At 27.9% G+C, this 21,601-nt stretch carries 18 protein-coding genes and 1 riboswitch; of the genes, 10 read left to right on the forward strand and 8 right to left on the reverse strand.

What is annotated here, in order from left to right; translation table 4 throughout:
• Positions 1-36: 36 nt before the first annotated feature.
• From mreB (ACOBME_RS05560) to ACOBME_RS05575, 4 genes are all read left to right on the forward strand, one after another.
• Positions 37-1,086: a rod shape-determining protein gene (gene mreB / locus ACOBME_RS05560; RefSeq protein WP_338964657.1), complete on the forward strand. Its 1,050-nt coding sequence runs from the start codon at positions 37-39 to the stop codon at positions 1,084-1,086.
• A 249-nt stretch (positions 1,087-1,335) separates the two neighbouring features.
• Positions 1,336-2,394 (forward strand): rod shape-determining protein, encoded by a 1,059-nt coding sequence (gene mreB / locus ACOBME_RS05565; protein ID WP_338964659.1) that lies wholly within the window; start codon positions 1,336-1,338, stop codon positions 2,392-2,394.
• Positions 2,395-2,496: 102 nt separating this feature from the next.
• Positions 2,497-3,459, forward strand: coding sequence for an IS1/IS1595 family N-terminal zinc-binding domain-containing protein (locus ACOBME_RS05570; RefSeq protein WP_338963247.1), 963 nt, complete (start codon positions 2,497-2,499; stop codon positions 3,457-3,459).
• Between the two features lie 572 nt (positions 3,460-4,031).
• A complete protein-coding gene (locus ACOBME_RS05575; RefSeq protein WP_419334574.1) occupies positions 4,032-4,481 on the forward strand; it encodes a type 1 periplasmic-binding domain-containing protein in 450 nt (149 codons plus the stop codon).
• 5 nt (positions 4,482-4,486) lie between these two features.
• On the opposite strand, the gene ACOBME_RS05580 is transcribed toward ACOBME_RS05575, so the two are convergent.
• On the reverse strand, positions 4,487-5,449 hold the full coding sequence (locus ACOBME_RS05580) for an IS1/IS1595 family N-terminal zinc-binding domain-containing protein (RefSeq protein ID WP_338963247.1): 963 nt from the start codon (positions 5,447-5,449) through the stop codon (positions 4,487-4,489).
• Positions 5,450-5,687: 238 nt separating this feature from the next.
• Here ACOBME_RS05580 and mreB (ACOBME_RS05585) point away from each other — a divergent pair, with 238 nt between their 5' ends.
• Positions 5,688-6,734 (forward strand): rod shape-determining protein, encoded by a 1,047-nt coding sequence (gene mreB, locus ACOBME_RS05585; RefSeq protein ID WP_338964661.1) that lies wholly within the window; start codon positions 5,688-5,690, stop codon positions 6,732-6,734.
• Positions 6,735-6,804: 70 nt separating this feature from the next.
• Complete coding sequence (gene mreB / locus ACOBME_RS05590) at positions 6,805-7,863, forward strand: rod shape-determining protein (RefSeq protein ID WP_338964663.1); 1,059 nt, start codon at positions 6,805-6,807, stop codon at positions 7,861-7,863.
• Between the two features lie 65 nt (positions 7,864-7,928).
• On the opposite strand, the gene ACOBME_RS05595 is transcribed toward mreB (ACOBME_RS05590), so the two are convergent.
• The 7 genes from ACOBME_RS05595 to guaB form a co-directional block, all read right to left on the reverse strand.
• Positions 7,929-8,699, reverse strand: coding sequence for a TatD family hydrolase (locus tag ACOBME_RS05595; protein WP_338964665.1), 771 nt, complete (start codon positions 8,697-8,699; stop codon positions 7,929-7,931).
• A gap of 9 nt (positions 8,700-8,708) precedes the next feature.
• On the reverse strand, positions 8,709-10,052 hold the full coding sequence (mnmE, locus tag ACOBME_RS05600) for a tRNA uridine-5-carboxymethylaminomethyl(34) synthesis GTPase MnmE (protein WP_338964667.1): 1,344 nt from the start codon (positions 10,050-10,052) through the stop codon (positions 8,709-8,711).
• A gap of 54 nt (positions 10,053-10,106) precedes the next feature.
• Positions 10,107-10,523: a hypothetical protein gene (locus ACOBME_RS05605; RefSeq protein ID WP_419334580.1), complete on the reverse strand. Its 417-nt coding sequence runs from the start codon at positions 10,521-10,523 to the stop codon at positions 10,107-10,109.
• On the reverse strand, positions 10,523-11,800 hold the full coding sequence (gene yidC / locus ACOBME_RS05610) for a membrane protein insertase YidC (RefSeq protein WP_338964670.1): 1,278 nt from the start codon (positions 11,798-11,800) through the stop codon (positions 10,523-10,525). The genes ACOBME_RS05605 and yidC overlap by 1 nt, the downstream gene beginning before the upstream one ends.
• 15 nt (positions 11,801-11,815) lie before the next feature.
• Positions 11,816-12,133 carry a ribonuclease P protein component gene (gene rnpA / locus ACOBME_RS05615; RefSeq protein ID WP_338964673.1) on the reverse strand — a complete coding sequence of 106 codons (318 nt, stop codon included), beginning with the start codon at positions 12,131-12,133 and terminating at the stop codon, positions 11,816-11,818.
• A gap of 42 nt (positions 12,134-12,175) precedes the next feature.
• Positions 12,176-12,310, reverse strand: coding sequence for a 50S ribosomal protein L34 (rpmH, locus tag ACOBME_RS05620; protein WP_338964675.1), 135 nt, complete (start codon positions 12,308-12,310; stop codon positions 12,176-12,178).
• Between the two features lie 148 nt (positions 12,311-12,458).
• The gene (gene guaB / locus ACOBME_RS05625) at positions 12,459-13,904 is read right to left on the reverse strand and encodes an IMP dehydrogenase (protein ID WP_338964677.1); all 1,446 of its coding nucleotides are present in this window, start codon (positions 13,902-13,904) and stop codon (positions 12,459-12,461) included.
• 61 nt (positions 13,905-13,965) lie between these two features.
• Positions 13,966-14,064, reverse strand: a riboswitch (purine riboswitch).
• A gap of 260 nt (positions 14,065-14,324) precedes the next feature.
• Between guaB and dnaA the strand changes: the two genes are divergently transcribed.
• The 4 genes from dnaA (at position 14,325) to gyrA (ending at position 21,590) form a co-directional block, all read left to right on the forward strand.
• Entirely contained in the window at positions 14,325-15,677 is a 1,353-nt protein-coding gene (gene dnaA, locus ACOBME_RS05630; protein ID WP_338964680.1) for a chromosomal replication initiator protein DnaA, read from the forward strand.
• A 159-nt stretch (positions 15,678-15,836) separates the two neighbouring features.
• Complete coding sequence (gene dnaN / locus ACOBME_RS05635) at positions 15,837-16,958, forward strand: DNA polymerase III subunit beta (protein ID WP_419334586.1); 1,122 nt, start codon at positions 15,837-15,839, stop codon at positions 16,956-16,958.
• Between the two features lie 240 nt (positions 16,959-17,198).
• Positions 17,199-19,121: a DNA topoisomerase (ATP-hydrolyzing) subunit B gene (gyrB, locus tag ACOBME_RS05640; RefSeq protein ID WP_338964684.1), complete on the forward strand. Its 1,923-nt coding sequence runs from the start codon at positions 17,199-17,201 to the stop codon at positions 19,119-19,121.
• Between the two features lie 15 nt (positions 19,122-19,136).
• The gene (gene gyrA, locus ACOBME_RS05645; protein WP_419334590.1) at positions 19,137-21,590 is read left to right on the forward strand and encodes a DNA gyrase subunit A; all 2,454 of its coding nucleotides are present in this window, start codon (positions 19,137-19,139) and stop codon (positions 21,588-21,590) included.
• Positions 21,591-21,601: the final 11 nt, after the last annotated feature.

Below are 21,601 nucleotides of genomic sequence, written 5' to 3' on the forward strand. Positions count from 1 at the left end.
AAATTTTAAATATAGGAGTAGGAGGCAAAAAGAAATATGGCTAATTATAAATTTGGAAAAGATTACTCATTTTTAGCTCTAGACCTAGGTACAGCTAATACAGTAGCATATGTTTCGGGACAAGGGATTGTTTATAACGAACCTTCAATAATGGCATATGACACCTTAAGTAACTCATTAATTGCCTTAGGGAACGAAGCATACAAAATGGTTGGAAAAACACATGAACATATTAGAATGGTAACACCTTTAGTTGATGGCGTTATTTCAGATATGGATGCTGCCCAAGATTTATTAAAACACATTTTTAGTAGATTAAAATTATCAGGAATTTGAAAAAATTCACTAGTAATATTAGCATACCCAAGTGGAGTTACAGAATTAGAACGTGGTGCTTTAAAAGCAATCGCAAAAGATATGGGAGCAAGTTACGTTTTAGTTGAAGAAGAAGTTAAACTAGCAGCATTAGGGGCTGGTTTAAACATCGGATTAGCACAAGGAAACTTGGTAATCGATATTGGTGGAGGAACAACTGATATAGCAATTATTTCAGCAGGTGATATTGTAATTTCAAAATCAGTTAAAGTTGCTGGAAAACACTTAGATCAAGAAATTCAGAAATACATTCGTGCCGAGTATAATGTTTTAATTGGAATTAGAACTGCCGAACAAATTAAAAAAGAAATTGGAGCATTAGTTAAAATAATTAATGAAAAACCAGTTCGTGCCTTTGGGCGTGATATTATCACTGGATTACCACGTGAAGTAATGATTAAACCTGAAGAAATTAAAAACGTTTTATTAGCAACATTTTCAAGAATTACAGACTTATTAGTTGAAGTATTAGAACAAACACCACCTGAATTAGCAGGAGATGTTATTAGAAATGGAATTACAATTTGTGGAGGCGGAGCTTTAATTCGTGGAATTGTTAAATATTTTGAATCAATTTTCCAATTAAAAGTAAAAGCTGCAAATGATCCGTTAATGTGTGTAATTGATGGCGCTAAAACATATGAAAAAAACTTAGGTGCTGTAATTGAAAGAATCCAATTGTTAGAAGCAAATGAATACAAAATTGCATAAAAATTAAAAGTATATTAAGATTATACTTTTTTTCTAACAAGAGCATAAAATAAAACAAAACACCAAAAAAAAAAAAAAATTAAATTGTTGTTTTTAATTGCAAATTGCTCTTAATTTTATATATAATAAAATTACTTGATATTGAATTTTTTATTACTATTAGGGGGTTTAATATTTAAGAAAATTATTATGTTATTTATTATTGCTATGTTTTTAAATAAGCAATAAACGGAAGGAGACATTTTAAAGATGGCAATATCAGACGTATTGAAAAATACATTCAACATCTCACCAAAGCCACCTCGTAAATTTATCGCTATAGATTTGGGGACAACTAATTCGATCGCTTATGTTGCAGGGAGAGGTATTATTTTCAACGAAGCATCAGTAATGGCATATGAAATTGGAACTAATAAACTAATTGCATTAGGAGATGGTGCTAAAAAGTTGATTGGGAAAACTCATAATAAAATTGAAATTTATACACCATTACGTAATGGAGCAGTTACAGACTTAGCTATTGCTGAAGAATTTATTCAGCAAATAGGAAAAAAGGCAAGGGTGACTGACTTATGAAAGAATGCTATTGTTTTAATTGCATGTCCAAAAAATGTTACAGACTTAGAAAAACGAGCAATAATCCAAATGTGTAAAAATATTGGTGCAGATTTTGTTAAAATTGAAGAAGATTCATTAATGGCTGCTCTAGGAGCCGGAGAAAACATTTTTGCACCAAAAGGAACTTTTGTTTTAGACATTGGTGGTGGAAAAACAAGTTGCGCTATTATTTCAGCTGGTGGAATTGTTGAAAGCAAATCAATTAAAACAGCCGGAAATTATATTGATGAAGAAATTTTAAAATACATCCGCGCTAAACATACAATTTCAATTGGAGTTGTGACAGCAGAACAAATCAAAAAACAAATTGGATCATTATATAAAACAAAAGAAAACAAAAAAATGATTATTTTTGGAAGAGACGTTGTAACAGGAATGCCAAAAGAAGCGGAAATTTTAGATTCAGAAATTAGAAAGTTATTAATAAGTGTTTTTTCATCAATTACACAATTAATAACTGAAGTGTTAGAACAAACACCCGCTGAATTAGCTGGTGATGCTGTAGCTAACGGTATTTTAGTTACTGGTGGATGTGGACAAATCGCAGGAATTAAAGAATTTTTATCAGATTATTTCCAAATTCCAGTTCGTATTGCTAAAAATGCCGAAACATCTGTTATTGATGGTTGCATTGCATATGAGAAAAAAATTAGAGATGGATTAATTGAAGAAAACAAAAAAAATAGATAAACAAATGTTTATCTTTTTTTTACTTTAATTTTGTCGAAAACTCTTGATATTTATAAAATATACCTAAAATTAGGTATATTTTTAATATATAGAGGTAAATAAATGATGAAAAAAATAATTACAGAATTAATAAATAGCTTAACAGATGATCAATTTTTAGAATTTTATGAAAAAATAAAACAACAAGCAGACTTAATTAAAAAACAAAAACGTTTAAATGAAATTGATCAAAAATTTAGAGATAAAGGCATTATATGTCCTAATTGCAAATCTTTTCATTGTGTTAAAAATGGTCATAATTCCGAAGGAAAACAAAAATATTTATGTAAAAAATGTCGTGCTAGTTTTGATGCATTTCGTCATCATTTTACTTATTGAAGTCATTTAAATTATGAACAGTGAAATTTATTAATTCAAATTTCATTGTTAGGACAATCTAGTAAAATAATTTCTCGTTTTATTAAAACAACCCCAAAAACCGCTTGATATAATCGACAAAAATTAATGCAATCAAAACAATTAGAAAATACACAGTTAAAATTTAAAAAATTAAATGGTCAAATCCAAATGGATGAAACATTTATTAAAGAAATTCATAAAGGCAATTTTAAAGATAAATTTGATAAACGAAAAACTCATCTCGATCCATTTTCAACTGATACCAAATGCTGTATTCAAATGGCAGTTGATAGCAATAATAATATTTTTGTTCAATCCACCAATACCAAAAGATTACAAAAACAATGGATTATTGAAAATATGAATAAGCAACTAATTAAAGAAAAATCAATAATTATTTCTGATATGCAACCACTATATTTATTAGTAGCAAAACAAACAAATTCTACTCTATATTCCACCAAAACTAGTACAAACCCTGATACTAGTTATCAAAAGTTAAATAAGATTAGTAAATTACAATCCAGTCTTAAAGAAGCCTTAATTCATTATCATGGTTTGGGTTTCACTAATATTCAAAATTATTTAAAGCTCTGAAAATGAAAATACCAACACAAAGGTTTAACACCAAACCAACAATCAACGGTATTATATTTTAACGTTTAAAAAATTTAAAGCAAAATCATAATCTTACACAAAATTAGTTTTCAAATTGTCATATTGATGATTTTTTTTATTTCATCAAGAGTTTTCGACAAAATTAAAGTTTTTTTATGACAATAATTTTTATAAAAATGATAAAATAACAATATATAAGGTGTGAAGTAAGAATGAAAAAAATACTGTTATTTTTAACAACATTAACAATTACAACATCAGCAACAACTGCTGCTGTTAGTTGTTAAACAATTGATGTTAGAATTCGCCAATCATTTGCAAGTTGAAGTTATACTTCAAAAACTGATCAACCGATATTTGGCGAAGTTTTTAATACTGACAAAACAATTAATGAACCTTATTTTTCATATTGATTTATTCAACAAATTTTAACTTCATCAGGACATATGAATGCTGACAAACTATGAAATCAATTACTAAATAATAATAGTGGCATTGTCTGACCTTATCCTAATACAACAAATATTGAAGAAATTGACAGTAATTGATTTTATTAAACCATTAATACGATTGAAACTGGGAAAATAAACATTACAGATTTAAAAACTTTTTTTATCTATATGACAATCTATAATCCAATTATGATTTTAGAAAATAGTCAAATTTTTAAATATCAATATAGTCGTGAACAATCAACCATTAAAATAAAATATTTATATAAAACAACAAATGATATTGAAAAATATATTGAAACATTAAACAAAACATATACTACTTTTTATAAAGAAACTGTTGAAGTTAAATATCTAAAATTAATTCCATATTTTTTACCAATCGAAGAAGCAAAACAACGAATTAAAAATTTAGTTAATACTTTAATTCGCATTTTAACAATTATGTCCCCTACTTTTGTTGTTCCCTTAAACATTAGTTTTAGAATACTAATCGTTACTAAAACTAACGATCACAATATTTCTTTAATTTTGTCGAAAACTCTTGATGAAATAAAAAAAATCATCAATATGACAATTTGAAAACTAATTTTGTGTAAGATTATGATTTTGCTTTAAATTTTTTAAACGTTAAAATATAATACCGTTGATTGTTGGTTTGGTGTTAAACCTTTGTGTTGGTATTTTCATTTTCAGAGCTTTAAATAATTTTGAATATTAGTGAAACCCAAACCATGATAATGAATTAAGGCTTCTTTAAGACTGGATTGTAATTTACTAATCTTATTTAACTTTTGATAACTAGTATCAGGGTTTGTACTAGTTTTGGTGGAATATAGAGTAGAATTTGTTTGTTTTGCTACTAATAAATATAGTGGTTGCATATCAGAAATAATTATTGATTTTTCTTTAATTAGTTGCTTATTCATATTTTCAATAATCCATTGTTTTTGTAATCTTTTGGTATTGGTGGATTGAACAAAAATATTATTATTGCTATCAACCGCCATTTGAATACAGCATTTGGTATCAGTTGAAAATGGATCGAGATGAGTTTTTCGTTTATCAAATTTATCTTTAAAATTGCCTTTATGAATTTCTTTAATAAATGTTTCATCCATTTGGATTTGACCATTTAATTTTTTAAATTTTAACTGTGTATTTTCTAATTGTTTTGATTGCATTAATTTTTGTCGATTATATCAAGCGGTTTTTGGGGTTGTTTTAATAAAACGAGAAATTATTTTACTAGATTGTCCTAACAATGAAATTTGAATTAATAAATTTCACTGTTCATAATTTAAATGACTTCAATAAGTAAAATGATGACGAAATGCATCAAAACTAGCACGACATTTTTTACATAAATATTTTTGTTTTCCTTCGGAATTATGACCATTTTTAACACAATGAAAAGATTTGCAATTAGGACATATAATGCCTTTATCTCTAAATTTTTGATCAATTTCATTTAAACGTTTTTGTTTTTTAATTAAGTCTGCTTGTTGTTTTATTTTTTCATAAAATTCTAAAAATTGATCATCTGTTAAGCTATTTATTAATTCTGTAATTATTTTTTTCATCATTTATTTACCTCTATATATTAAAAATATACCTAATTTTAGGTATATTTTATAAATATCAAGAGTTTTCGACAAAATTAAAGCAATATTTTTGAAAGAAAAGTTTAAAAATATGTTATAATTATTTTGTATTGTATTCTTTATTTACAATCAAATACAGAATTGCAATTCATTTTTACTGATTAATCAAATATATTAATCTAACAAAATAAATTAAGAAGAAACAGGAGGACAAAATTACATGGCTTTATTTAATAATAGCACAAAGAAACCAGCTTTCGTTTCTATGGACTTAGGAACTGCTAATACATTAGTGTATGTTTCGGGTTCAGGAATCGTTTATAACGAGCCTTCAATTGTTGTTTACAGAATTAAAGAAAACAGAATTATTGCTGTAGGTGCAGAAGCTTACAAAATGATTGGAAAAGGAAACAAGTCAATTCGTATTGTTAGACCAATGGTTGATGGAGTTATTACCGATATTCGTGCAACAGAAGCACAATTAAGATATATTTTCACAAAACTACGTATTACAAAACAATTAAAACATTCAATTATGTTATTGGCTTGTCCAGCAGTTATTACTGAATTAGAAAAAGCTGCCTTGAAAAAAATTGCAATGAACTTAGGAGCATCTAAAGTTTTCGTTGAAGAAGAAGTTAAAATGGCTGCTTTAGGTGGGGGTGTTGATATTTACAAACCTGCTGGAAACTTAGTTGTTGACATGGGTGGAGGAACAACAGATATTGCTGTTATGGCCTCAGGAGACATCGTATTATCTAAATCAGTTAAAGTTGCTGGAAACTATTTAAACGATGAAGTACAAAAATTCATCCGTTCACAATATGGTCTAGAAATTGGATCAAAAACAGCTGAACAAATTAAAATTGAAATCGGATCATTATCGAAATATCTTGATGAAAGAAGAATGAAAGTTTACGGACGTGATGTAGTTTCAGGATTACCAAGAGAAATCGAAGTAACACCAGAAGAAATCCGAGAAGTATTAAAAGTACCTGTGTCAAGAATTATTGACCTAACAGTACAAGTGTTAGAAGAAACACCACCTGAATTAGCAGGAGACATTTTCCGTAATGGAATTACAATCTGTGGGGGTGGAGCCTTAATTAAAGGAATTGACCGTTACTTTACAGATACATTACAATTACCATCAAAAATCGGTGAACAACCATTATTAGCCGTTATTAATGGAACTAAAAAATTCGAATCAGACATCTTTGATATCTTAAGATTAGAATCAATGCATGTAAAAGAATTAAATTACTAAAATAGGCTATTAATAAGTTATTATTAATATAACTATGAATAGTTATTAAATTGTTAAGGAGGACAAAAACGTGAGACCAGAAACTAGACCATTTATTTCTCTTGACTTAGGAACTGCTAATGTTTTAGCGTATGTTTCAGGACAAGGTATAGTCTACAATGAACCATCATTAATGGCTTATAACAATAAAACTAATAGTTTAATTGCCTTAGGAAAAGCTGCCTATGATATGGTTGGAAAAACACACGGGGATATTAGAATGGTAACACCATTAGTAGATGGAGTTATCGCAGATATGGAAGCTGCACAAGATTTATTAAAACACATCTTTTCAAGAATGAAAATGATGAACATTTGAAAAAATGCTATTGTATTATTAGCATGTCCAAGTGGAGTTACAGAACTTGAAAGAGACGCTTTAAAAAATGTTGCTAAAGAAATGGGTGCTGAATTAGTTATTATCGAAGAGGAAGCTAAAATGGCCGCTTTAGGAGCAGGAATTAATATTGAATTACCTCAAGGACACTTAATCATTGATATTGGTGGGGGAACAACTGATATAGCAATTATTTCAGCAGGTGATATCGTAGTTTCAAGATCAATTAAAGTTGCTGGAAACCACTTTGACGATGATATTCGTAAATACATTCGTTCAGAATACAACATTGCTATTGGGCAAAAAACAGCTGAAGATGTTAAAAAATTCATTGGTTCATTAGTTAAATACCATAACGAAAGATCAATGCAAATCTATGGACGTGATATTGTTTCAGGATTACCAAAAGAAGCAAAAATTAGTTCAGAAGAAATCAGAAATGTCTTATTAAATGCATTTTCTAAAATTACAGACTTAGTAATTGAACTATTAGAAAATACACCACCTGAATTAGCAGGAGACATTATGAGAAACGGAATTACAGTTTGTGGCGGAGGAGCTTTAATTAGAAATATTGATAAATACTTCTTTGATATCTTCCAATTACCAACAAAAACTGCTTCAGATCCATTAAATTGTGTTATTGAAGGAACAAAAATCTTCGAAAAAACAATTAAGAAAAATATCGAAAATGGTTTGTATAATTTCCAAGAAAAAGGATTATTATCATCATTAGGTAAAAAAAGAAAATAAATTGAAACAAAAAAAATATTAGAGCAATCTAATATTTTTTTTGTTTCAATTTTGTTATTTAAAAATTATTCAATATTAAATAATTTACGGGCATTCTTATTCGTAATACGAATCATTTCTTCAACTGGCATACTTTTTAATTCTGCTAGTTTTTTAACTGTATACATAATGAATTTAGGATAATTTTTTTGCCCACGGTATGGATCAGGAGTTAAATATGGCGCATCTGTTTCAACCAAAATTTTATTTAATGGTACCATTTTAGCAACTTCACGTAACCGGTCGACATTTTTAAAAGTAATATTTCCTGCAAATGAAAGATAAAATCCTAAATCTAAAAATTTTTCTGCCATTTCAATTGTTCCATTATAACAATGCATCAAACCATTTTTAATTTTTTGTGTTTTTAATATTTCATAACAATCTTCATAAGCATCACGACAGTGAATTGCTACAGGAAGGTTGTGCTCCTTTGCTAATTCAAGTTGTTTGATAAATCAATGTTTTTGCAAGTCTGGTGAAACATTCTTATGGTAATAGTCCAATCCAATTTCACCAACAGCAATTACTTTATCGCTATTTAATAACTGATCTAATTTTGTTAAATCTGTCGCACCATATTCAGCAACACCTGTTGGATGAATTCCAATTGTTGCAAAAACATTATCATATTGCATTGCATGGCGAACTGCTGCTTTACTCGTTTTTAAATCATATCCAACATTATTAAGCCGGTAAACACCACTGATTTTGGCATCAGCAATAATTGCTGAAGTCTCTTCGTTTTCATATTCATGTGACATTAAATGACAATGTGTATCAAAGATTCCTTGCATATTTTCCTCCTATTTTCCTAGGCAATATCTACTAAAAATTGTTGTCAATAAATCATCTTCATAATTTTCGCCTAGAATCTCACCCAATATTTCCCAAGCCTCATGTAAGTCAACATTAATAATGTCAACCGGAAATCCACTCGTAGTATTATTATATGCATTTTTTATTGAATTTGCTACCTTCTCTAACAAAGAAATTTGTTTTATATTTGACAAAACTAACTGATCATCCTTAATAAGATGTTCAGTGTTATATAATATTAAAATCTTATCAATTAATGCTTTAATATCCCGGTTTAAAGCAGAAATACCAACTAAACGCTTATCTACGTTGGGTTTATTAACATTAGGTAAATCAATTTTATTTAAAACTAATAAATACTCTTTGTTTTTAATTAATGCTTTGACGTCAGCATCTAATTCAACTAAATCCAAAACATTATCGGCAACAACTAAGACTAAATCAGCATTTTCAACTTGTTGTCGTGCTTTTTCAATTCCAATTTGTTCAATTTTATCAACTGTTTCACGTAATCCAGCAGTATCAATAATGTTTAATGTTAGCGGTCCTAAGTTAATTTTTCCTTCTACAATATCTCTTGTTGTTCCTGGTATCTCCGAAACAATCGCTTTATCTTCATTCATTAAAGCATTTAGTAATGAGGATTTTCCCACATTTGGTTTTCCAAGAATTAACACATTAATTCCCTCATTAATAATTTTCCCAACTTTACTAATTTTAACTAAATCATTGATTTTTTGTTCTAAAACAAATAACCGTTGATTTAATTCTTGTGTTGTTAAGTCACCAACTCCATCATACTCTGGATAATCAATATTTACTTCAATGTTGGCAATAATATCTAACAATTCATCACGATAAGCACTAATTAAGTGTGTATTTTTATTCTGTAAATTATTTAAAGCTATTTTAGCACTCGTATCATTTGTCGCGTTAACCAAATCGTTAATTGCATCGGTTTGGACTAAATTAAGCTTCCCATTTAAAAAAGCTCGTTGGGAAAACTCCCCGCGGTTAGCTAATCATGCCCCATTCTTTAACAATAACTTAATAATTTTATTAGTAACCAAAACACCCCCATGACAATTAATTTCAATAATATCTTCACCAGTAAATGAATTTGGCTTTTCAAAACAAACTAAAATAACTTGATCAATTGTTTCTTTACCATTGATTAAGTAACCATAGCAAACCTGGTTTCCACTAGGAACTACTGCTTTTGAAAAGATTTTATTAATAATTTTATAACTATCAGGCCCTGACATACGAATAATTGAAATTGCTTGTTTTACCATCGCCGTTGCTGGGGCAACTATTGTATCTTCAAACATTTTTTTGAAACTCCTCTTTGCTGTGCTAAATTATATCAAACTTTAAAACAGAACCTAACCATTATTTCTTATTGCTATATTTAATAACAATTTGACGGGCATTTTCTGGCCCAATTGATTTTGAAATTTTCGACTAATATATGTATGTAATAGATTTTCTAAGATAAAAATAAACTCAAAGACATTAATATTAGGGGTTAAATCTTTGACATCTAACATAATTAGAATTTGTTTATTATGATATGAAAAAGACATCTCATAATCTTTTGATAATAAGATATCTTCAATGATAATTTTTAAACGCTCTTCACAAAAAGTAATAATATCATCAATCTCAAAAAGAGTTACATGTAATCGTTCAAAAAAAATGTTTTTTGTAAATAATTCCGTTTTATAAAAATATGTTTTCGATGAACTATTTAAAAATTTTTTGAATTTTTTTTGTGATTTAAATTCTTTAACAAAAAGCATTATTCTTTATTTTTCTTCTTACTATGTAAAGAGAATTTTGATTTTTTTGGTTTTGTTTTTATTGGGTTATAAGAAACTTTATTAGCTTCACTTGTTTTTATTGGTTTTGTTTTTGTTACTTCAACAACTTCTGCATTACCAATTGTTGTTAATTTTGGTTTACGAATAAATAAATTCTTAATTTTTTGTCATAATGATTCACTATTTTTATTTTTTTTGCCACGTTTTTTAATTCGTAAGAAATGAAACCCTAAAGTCTGTAAAATTTGAATTACCGCAGAGAAAATCCAATAAATAGCAACCCCTGACGCAATCGAAATTGTAACTACAAAGAAAACAATAATCATTACCCCTTGCATGATAAACTGACGCTTACGGGCCTTTTTCTGTTCTTTTGTAATAACTTTTGTTTTACGAAGGTTTAAAATCGTTGGTAAGATCATTGACAGAACTTGAATTGGTAAATAAACAAATAATAACGCTAAATATACATAATTTCCACTCGTAATCATATCTCAGGGCTTTTCAATTAAAGAAATTTGCCCAATTGTTGCCATTTTTAACTCGCGAGTTGCTCGCACAACGGTATACATCGCAATTAAAAATGGAATCGATAAGAATGACGAACCAATTGTCGATAAGGGGGAAAATCCTTCCTTCCGATATAATTGCATCATTTCCATTTGTTGTTTTTGTTTAGCAGCAGGATCCTTTGAACCTTTATATTTTGCTTGGATTTCTGCTTGTTTAATTTGCATTAACTGCATTTTATCTTGATTACGCTGGGCTTTTCAACTAAACATTAAAGTAATTAACCGAACAATTAACGAAGTTAAGAAAAGTGCTCCAATGATTCCAGCTCCATTATCTAAACCACCAAATCCATAAATTAAATTAACTAAAATTCAGGCAACTGGAAAAACAAAACAACCATAAAACGGTGACGTTGTTTTTACAAAAGCATCACCCCATGTTCTAATAGCTAAATAAGGATATTCAAATAATTGTCCATTTTCAAAATGAAAAAAGTGTTCTTTTCCGACATTAGTTTTTCCTAAAATAATTTCAAAGAAAACTCCTGGTTTATATACTCTTTGGCCAGAAACATCTAAAATTTGGGCTGTTCCAAACTTAGGAACCATCATTTGTCCACAGCCTCATAACATTGATATAATTAAAAAAAGATACAAAATTAATTTTGTTCATTTTCAGGCAATTGAATATCAAGGTTTTCGTGTTCTTTTCCCATCTGAGAAAATATAATCACGATAGTTCACTATTACGCCTCCTTTTTACATCTTGATTTGGTTTAATAAAACTTTTTTATTAACTAAGTAACTACTACTAAAATATGGTTTTCTAACAATAATAATTTGATCATAACCTTCTGTAGTTGAAAAATCAAATGATAGCATAGTTCTAATTTGTCTTTTTGCTTTATTTCTAACAACAGCATTTCCTAATTTTTTACCAACGGATATTCCAAAACGATGATAATTAAGATCATTTTTTTTAAAATAAATAAAATAAGTGTTAGTTTTAATAAAAGAACGATTATTTATTATTTTTTGAAATTCATAATTCTTTTTAACAATAAATTTTTTTTTCACATTTTTACACAAATAGAAAAATAAAGTATATTACCAACTAAATTAAGCTGATAATACTTTTCTTCCTTTCGCTCTTCTTCTACTTAAAACTTTAGGGCCTGAAGCTGATTGCATTCTTGCTCGAAAGCCATGTGTCCGCTTATGTTTAATTTTGCTTGGTTGTCATGTTCTTTTCATTGCTAGCACCTCCTTATAATACAAATTATTAAGATATCACATAAATAATATATGAATTAAAAAGAAATATCAATTAAAATAATATTTTTTTAAAAATATTAGATATTTTAAAACCTGATTTAAAAAAATCAGGTTTTAAAAATTAATCTTATTTTGTGTAATTTGGTGGTTCTTTTGTAATTGCAATGTCATGGGGATGTGACTCTTTTAAACCATTATTTGAGATTTCAACAAATTGTGCTGTTTTTTGTAATGTTGCAATATTTTTGGCACCACAGTAACCAAACCCACTTCGTAACCCACCAATAAATTGGAAAAGAATATCACTTAATTTTCCTTTTAATAAAACACGACCTTCAACCCCTTCGGGCACTAATTTACGGTTCTTATCTTGAAAATAACGATCAGCACTACCCTTTTTCATTGCTGCTAAAGAACCCATTCCCATATATGTTTTATATTTTTTACCTTCAACAATCATTTCTTCACCAGGTGCCTCCAGAGTTGCCGCAAAAACTGACCCCATCATAACCGCAGCACCGCCAGCTGCTAAAGCTTTAACAACATCACCAGAGTATTTAATACCGCCATCAGCAATAATGGGAACCCCTTTTGGTGCACAAACTTCATAAACATCATTAATAGCTGTAATTTGGGGAACTCCAACGCCAGCAACAATTCTAGTTGTACAAATGCTTCCTGGCCCTACTCCTACTTTAATTGCATCAGCACCAGCAGCTATTAAATCTAGTGCTCCCGCTCCTGTCACAACATTTCCAGCAATAAGTTCCGGGGTTGGAAAAGCCTTTTTGATTTTGCTAACCATCGTAATAATTCCTTGACTATGCCCATGAGCAGAATCAACAACAATCACATCAACACAAGCAGCAACAAGTTTTTCAACTCGTAACAAAGTGTTTTCATCAATTCCAACAGCAGCGCCCACTCGTAACCGTCCTTGATCATCTTTACAAGCATTAGGATACTCATCACGATTATTAATATCTTTAATTGTGATTAATCCTTTTAAAATATTTTTAGCATTAACAATCGGTAATTTTTCGATTCGATTATTTAATAAGATTTCTTTTGCTTGCTCTAAATTAATTTTTTCATGAGTTGTAATTAAATTTTTTACTGTCATAAAATCAGCAACTGGTGCTGATAAATCATGGCAAGCTCGAATATCACGATTTGTAATAATCCCTAATAATTTATTTTCTTCATCAACAATTGGCAATCCTGAAATGCGATATTGTGCCATAATATTTTCAGCATCTTGAACAGTCATTGTTGGTTTTAAAGTAATTGGATTAATAATAAAACCTGATTCATTTCGTTTTACTTTTTCAACTTCTGCTGCTTGTTCATCAATTGATAAATTTTTATGAATAATTCCAATTCCACCTTCACGAGCAATTGCAATTGCCAATTTTGATTCAGTAACCGTATCCATTGCTGAAGATAAAAAGGGAATATTTAATTCAATATTTTTTGTTATTTTAGTTCTTAAATCAATTTGATAAGGTAAAATATCTGATTTTTGTGGAACTAATAATAAATCATCAAAAGTATAAGATTTTTTAATTTGCATGTTTTTCTCCTCCAAAAGATTTAATACAAAATTGAATAAAAGAAACATAGTCTTAACAAATTAAAAATAAATTAAGAACTATAGTTAATTAATTTAGGGTTGACTGTAGAGACACCAGACCATATTTCTAGTATATATAGGAAAATATATTATAGTATTAAATTATATTGATTATAACAAAAAATTAGAAGGGAACCAACAAAATCTACATTTAAATTGTTTTCCACAAAGAAAAATTTTAAATCACAAAAATTGTTAATAATGTGGAAAAAGATATAATTATTCAATAAAAATAAGCGTTTTATAAAAAAATATTATATGTGGAAAACCCTTAATATTTCTTAAATTGAATTATTTTTTGCGACTTTTCCACATCTTTTATTTATAATTAATAAGATAAAAACTAATGGAGATGAAGTAATGAACACAAAAGAATTATGAAGTGAGGTTAAAGACATCCTATCCCGTGATGAATCAGTTTCACCTGAAATTTACAATTATTACATTAGTGATACTAATTTATATACTGTATCTGACAATAATTGCTTAATTACAACAAAATCAGAAATTGCAATTGGGGTTTTTGAAGCAGGCTTAAATGATAAAATTAAAAATATTTTAAAAAAACTAACGGGGATCGAATATAACATTTCTTTTGAATTAGAAAAAAATATTAATAAACAAGCATCTGTCATTAACAATATTGATACTTTAAAAGAAAACAATAATAGTAACTATTATGAAAATTATACTTTTGAAAACTTTGTTCGTGGTGATTCTAATCGTGAAGCAATGCAAGCAGCATTGGCTGTTGCTTTAGATTTGGGAAAAAAATGAAATCCACTGTTTATTTATGGTGATTCTGGATTAGGAAAAACCCATTTACTACATGCCATTGAAAATAAAGTAAATGAAATTTATAAAACAAATACCCGTGTTAAATATTTAAAAGCTGATGAGTTTGGAAAAATTGCAATGGATATCTTAAATCAGGGTCATGAAATCATTGAAGCTTTTAAAACATCATATGATATTTATGATTGTTTACTAATTGATGACATTCAATTATTAGCGAAACGAAATAAAACAAATGAATTATTTTTTCATATTTTTAATTCATATATTGAAAAAAACAAACAAATTGTTATTACTTCCGATAAATATCCTGATGATCTTGGTGGATTTGAAGCTAGAATTATTTCACGTTTTTCATATGGTTTAAGTATTGGTTTAGATTCACCTGATTTTGAAACTGCTCTTAAAATATTAGAACAAAAATTAAAATACCAAAATAACTTAGCATTATTTTCTGAAGAATCATTAGAATTTATTGCCTTAAATTTTAATAGTGATATTCGAAAGTTAGAAGGGGCAGTTAAGCGTTTATTATTTTTAGCAGTTATGAATAAAAAACCAGATGAAATTATTACATTAGTTGACGTTGAAAAAGCCTTTAAAAATGCTCCTTTACAAAATAATGAGAAAATTACCCCTAAAAAAATTAAACAAATTGTTGCTGATAATTATAATATTACTGTTAAAGCAATGGTGAGTAAATCACGAGTTAGTAATGTAATGCAAGCTCGCCAATTAGCAATGTATTTTTGTCGAACATTATTAGATGATCCTTTTACAAGAATCGGAACTGAGTTTGGTGGAAAAGACCATACGACAGTAATGAATAGTGTTAAAAAAGTTGAATCACAAATTGCAACAAACAAAGAATTTAAACATTTAGTAAATACAATTCGTAAGAAAATTGAAGGAAAATAACACAATGTTTTCCACAGTTTTTTTCTAATAAAAATATATATTATTCAAAATTTCATAAAGTTTTCCACATTTTCTACATTATAATAATAATAAATAAAAAACAATTTTAACAATAGTATATAATTTATATATGTTAGATGTTTAGTAAGGAGTAACAAAATGATTGTAAGCATTAAAAGAGATAAAATATTAGATGAATTATTAAAAGTAAGCCGAATAATTTCTCAAAAAACATTAATTCCATCATTATTAGGAATTTTAATTGAAGTTAAAAAAGATAAAATAACTTTTACGACTTCTGATGGTGATACATCAATAAAATCAGAAATATTGGTAGGAAATGATTTAGTTATTAAATCAATTGGAAATGTTTTAATAAAAAATAAATTTATTATTGAAGTTATTCGTAAAATTGAAGACGAATTTATTACCTTAGAAGCAGTAGAAGGTAGTTTAATTAAAATTAAAGCAAATAACTTTGATTCAATTTTAAATACTTTAAATGCAATTGATTATCCACATTTATCATTTGAGACGGAAGGAAAAGAGGTAATTTTTACTAGTGCGTTATTAAAAGAAATTATTTCACAAACAAGTTTTGCAATTGGAGAAAAAGAAAAAAGAATTGTTTTTAATGGTTTAAATATTAAAACTGATCAAAATAATAAGCAATTAGTGATTACAGCAACTGATTCATTCCGATTGTCATGTAAAAAAATTAGTTATAGTAATAGTTATGATTTTGATGTTATTATTCCAGGAAAGTTTATTAATGAAATTGGACGATTAATTTCAGAAAATGACCAAGAAATTAGAATGAAAATTACAGATAAATCAGTTAGTATTATTATTAATAATACAGTTGTCCAAACAAAAATTATTGAAGGAAAATATCCTGACACAAGTAAAGTTATTCCAGAAGATTTTAATATTTCATTAACAATTAATAATCGTGAATTAATCAAAATTATTGAACGAGCTAGTGTTTTATCAAATGAAGCAATGACAACAATTGTAACATTAAAAATTAAAGAACAAAAAGTTTTAGTCACTTCATTTACTCAAGAAATTGGAAATACCGAAGAGGAAATTAAAGAATTTAAAGTTGAAGGTTCAGATCAAACAATTGCTTTTAATTCAAAATATATTTTAGATGCTTTAAAAGCATTTAGAACAAAAGAAATTACTATTAAAATAATTGATGAAACAAAACCATTAATTATTACAGCAAATGAAGATGATTCATTACAACAATTAGTTTTACCAATTCGATCATATTAAAAATTAGAAAAAAGCAATTTAAATGATAGGAAATAAGATTAATAAAAGGTTAAGTTATATTAAAAATAAAAACTTAACCTTTTATTTTTTTATTTTATAAGTTTATACAGGGTAAAATTAGACACTAAAAATAAAAAAATATTTTTTTAAAAAAATATATTTTAAAATATATTTGATAATTTAACCCTAAAATTAGGTAATAATGGTAAAATAAAATTGAACAGAAATGAGGAAAATTATATGAGTGATAATTATAATTCAGGTTCGATTCAAGTTTTAGAAGGTTTAGAGGCAGTTCGTAAACGTCCGGGAATGTATATTGGGGCCACTAATGTAAGAGGTTTACATCATTTAGTTTGAGAAATTATTGATAATTCTATTGATGAAGTATTAGCCAACTTTGCTAATAAAATTACAATTACAATCAATAAAGATGAATCAATTACAATTACGGATAATGGACGAGGAATTCCAATTGAAATTCACCCCAAAACAAAAGTTTCAACGGTAGAAACTGTTTTTACTGTGTTACATGCTGGAGGAAAATTTGATTCAAACACTTATAAAATTTCTGGGGGTTTACATGGAGTAGGAGCTAGTGTTGTTAATGCTTTAAGTAAATATTTAAAAATTGAGATTAAAAAAAATAATAAACAATATTTAATGGAGTTTCATAATGGTGGTCAAATTTTAACACCAATTAAAGAAGTTGGTCCAACTAATGAAACTGGAACCATAGTTACTTTTTTACCAGATGAAAAGATTTTTAAAGAAACAACAATTTTTAGTTTTTCAACAATTCAAAATCGAATTAAACAATTAGCTTTCTTAAATAAAGGGTTAGAGATATCATTAGTTGATTTACGAGAAGAAGATGAAGAAAAATCAGTTGTTTATCAATTTAATAATGGAATTAAAGATTATGTTTTAGAATTAAATAAAACAATCGGAACACCATTAAATGATGTTTTTTATGTGGAAGGAATTGAAGATAATATTATTGTTGAATTTGGTTTACAATATAATGATAATTATTATGAAAATATTTTTTCTTTTTGTAATAACATTAATACTCACGGTGGAGGAACGCACGAAGAGGGAATTAAATTAGCAATTGTGCGAGAATTAAATCATTATTTTAAAAATATTAATAAAAATAATAAGGGAATTGAAGATAAATTTACTTGAGATGATGTAAAAGAAGGAATGACAACAATTATTTCAATTCGTCATCCTGATCCACAATATGAAGGTCAAACAAAAACAAAATTAGGAAATAGTGAAGTTAAAAAGATTGTGTCAAATATTGTTGGGAAAGGGTTAAATAGTTATTTATTGGAAAATCCCGAAGATGCTAAAAATATTATTGAAAAGATAAATTTATCTTTAAAAGCAAGAATTGCGGCACAACGAGCAAAAGAAACAACTCGTCGAAAAACAGTAATGGATAGTTTTTCTTTACCAGGAAAATTAGCTGATTGTGAAACAAAAGATTCTAATATTGCTGAACTTTATATTGTTGAAGGAGATTCAGCGGGAGGAAGTGCAAAGTCTGGCCGAAATCGAAGATTTCAAGCAATTCTACCATTAAGAGGAAAAATATTAAATGTTGAAAAAGCAAAGCAAATAAAAGTTTTTGAAAATAATGAAATTAATTCTATTATTACAGCATTAGGGGCTGGTATTAAAGATAATTTTAATGAAAAAAAACTACGTTATCAAAAAGTAATTATTATGACTGATGCTGATGTTGATGGCGCTCATATTCGAATTTTATTATTAACATTCTTTTATCGCTATATGAAAGATTTAATTGAAAATGGGAATATTTATATTGCACAACCACCATTATATAAAATTCAAAATGGGAATAATATTCGTTATGCTTATAGTGATAATGAATTAGAAACTTATAAAGAAGAATTATTAGCAAAAAATATTAAAAATTATACGATTCAACGTTACAAAGGATTAGGGGAAATGAATCCCGAACAATTATGAGAAACAACAATGGATCCAGAACGACGATTATTATTAAAAGTGTCTGTTAATAATGCATTTGAAGCAAACTTAATTTGTAATGAATTAATGGGAGAAAATGTTGAACCACGTAAAAAATTTATTCGTGAGAATGCAAAATATGTTAAGAATTTAGATGTCTAAGAGGAGGTGAACAAATTGAATTTAGATAATGATACATATGATTATGATGGTAAAATTCGTGATATTGATATTGCTGATGAAATGAAAAATGGTTTTTTAGATTATGCAATGTCAGTTATTGTTTCACGTGCAATTCCTGATGTTCGTGATGGTCTAAAACCAGTTCATCGGCGAATTATCTATGCCATGTGAGATTTAAATATGACGTATGATAAACAACATAAAAAATCAGCACGAATTGTTGGGGAAGTAATTGGGAAATATCATCCTCATGGTGATACTGCTGTATATGAAGCAATGGTGCGAATGGCACAAGATTTTTCTTATCGTTATCCTTTAATTGATGGTCATGGTAATTTTGGATCAATGGATGGTGATGCACCAGCGGCAATGCGGTATACTGAAACAAGAATGAGTAAAATTGCTGGTGAACTAATTAAAGATATTGAAAAAGAAACAACCATTTTTATTGATAATTATGATGGTAGTGAACAAGAACCAACTTTTTTACCAGGTTACTTTCCAAATTTACTAGTTAATGGGGCAAGTGGAATTGCTGTTGGAATGGCAACTAATATTCCTCCCCATAATTTAAATGAAGTAATTGACGGTGTTATTGCATTGACAAAAAATGGCGATATTACAACTGTTGAATTAATGAAAATTATTAAAGGACCAGATTTTCCAACAGGAGCCTTAATTACTGCTGGAAATAGTTTAATTAAAGCTTATGAAACAGGGAATGGGACAATTACAATTCGTTCAAAAATTGATATTGAAGAAAATAACAATAAACGTCGTATTATTGTTTCTGAAATTCCATATCAGGTTAATAAAGCAAAATTGTTAGAACGAATTGCTGAATTAGTCCGTGACAAAATTATTAATGGAATTTCTAATCTTCGTGATGAATCAAATATGGAAGGGGTTCGTGTTGTTTTAGAGTTAAAACGGGATGCTCAAGAAAATGTTATTTTAAATAAATTATATAAATTAACACCATTACAAACTAATTTTTCGTTAAATATTTTGGCTTTATATAAAAACCAACCAAAAGTAATGGGGTTAAAACAAATTTTAAAATATTTTGTTGAACACCAAATTGACATTATTGTTAAACGAAGTCAGTTTGAATTACATAAAAATCAGAATCGATTAATAATTTTAGAAGGATTAAAAATTGCGCTTGATCACATTGACGAAGTGATTACCATCATTAAAAAATCACAAACAACACAGATTGCTTTAGAAGCTTTAATTGATAAATTTAAATTAGTTAATGAACAAGCACGAGCAATTTTAGAAATGCGTTTACAACGTTTAACCGGTTTGGAAATTGAAAAAATTAATAACGAAATTAGTGAAATTAAACTAGCAATTATAGCGTTAGAAGAAATTATTAATAATAGTGAAAAGCAAATTGAAATTATGATTAATGAGTTAGTTGAAATTAAGAAAAAATATGGGGATGAACGTCGTAGCCAAATTATTAAAGAAGAATTAACTGAAATTGATCCGGAAGAATTAATTCGTTGTGAAGATATTTTAATTATGTTAACCCAGGATGGCTATGTTAAACGTGTTGCTGATGATACTTTTAAATTACAAAATCGTGGTGGAAAAGGAATTACTAGTTTAGCAAACATGGAAGATAGTTTGAAAAAAATTGTTGGTGCCAATAGTATTGATTCTTTATTGATTTTTTCAAATTTTGGAAAAGTTTATAAACTACGTGCTTATCAAATTGAAACCTACTCGCGACATGCACGAGGATTACCAATTATTAATTTAATTGCAATTGATAAAACGGAGAATATTCAAACAATTCTAGCCTTATATGAAACAATTATAGAGCAAGATAATTTATTTTTTGTGACAAAAAAAGGATTAATTAAAAAAACAAAGTTAAGTGAATTTAATCAAATTCGTCAAACAGGGAAAGTTGCAATTGAATTAAAGGAAAAAGATGAATTAGTAAGTGTTATTATTACAAAGGGAACTGATGATGTTATTATTGGAAACAACATCGGAAAGGTCATTCGTTTTAATGAAAAAGAAATCAGAGCAATGAGTCGGCAATCTGTCGGTGTTAAGGGGATTTCTAACGATGAAACAGGAGTCACAATTGGGGTAAGTTCTGGACGATCCGCAAAATATGTGTTATCTGTGACAGAGAATGGTTATGCAAAAAAAACACCAATTGAAGACTACCGGTTAACGGGGAGAAATACAAAGGGTGTTAAGTCTATGAACTTAACAGAAAAAACAGGATACTTAAAATTTGCCCAAACAATTGTTGGAGATGAAGATCTTTTAGTAGGAACAAAGAATGGAAATGTTATTCGCGTTTCATTAGAACAGGTTCCATTGTTTGGCCGAACAACGTCGGGTGTTAAAATTATCCGATTAGATCAAGATGATAAATTAGAAGTTATTGAAATTTTAAAAAAGAAAGACAATAGTGAGTAAGGAGAATACAA

It is taken from the genome of Spiroplasma endosymbiont of Sarcophaga variegata (assembly GCF_965178695.1).
Taxonomy (GTDB): domain Bacteria; phylum Bacillota_I; class Bacilli_A; order Mycoplasmatales; family Mycoplasmataceae; genus Spiroplasma; species Spiroplasma poulsonii.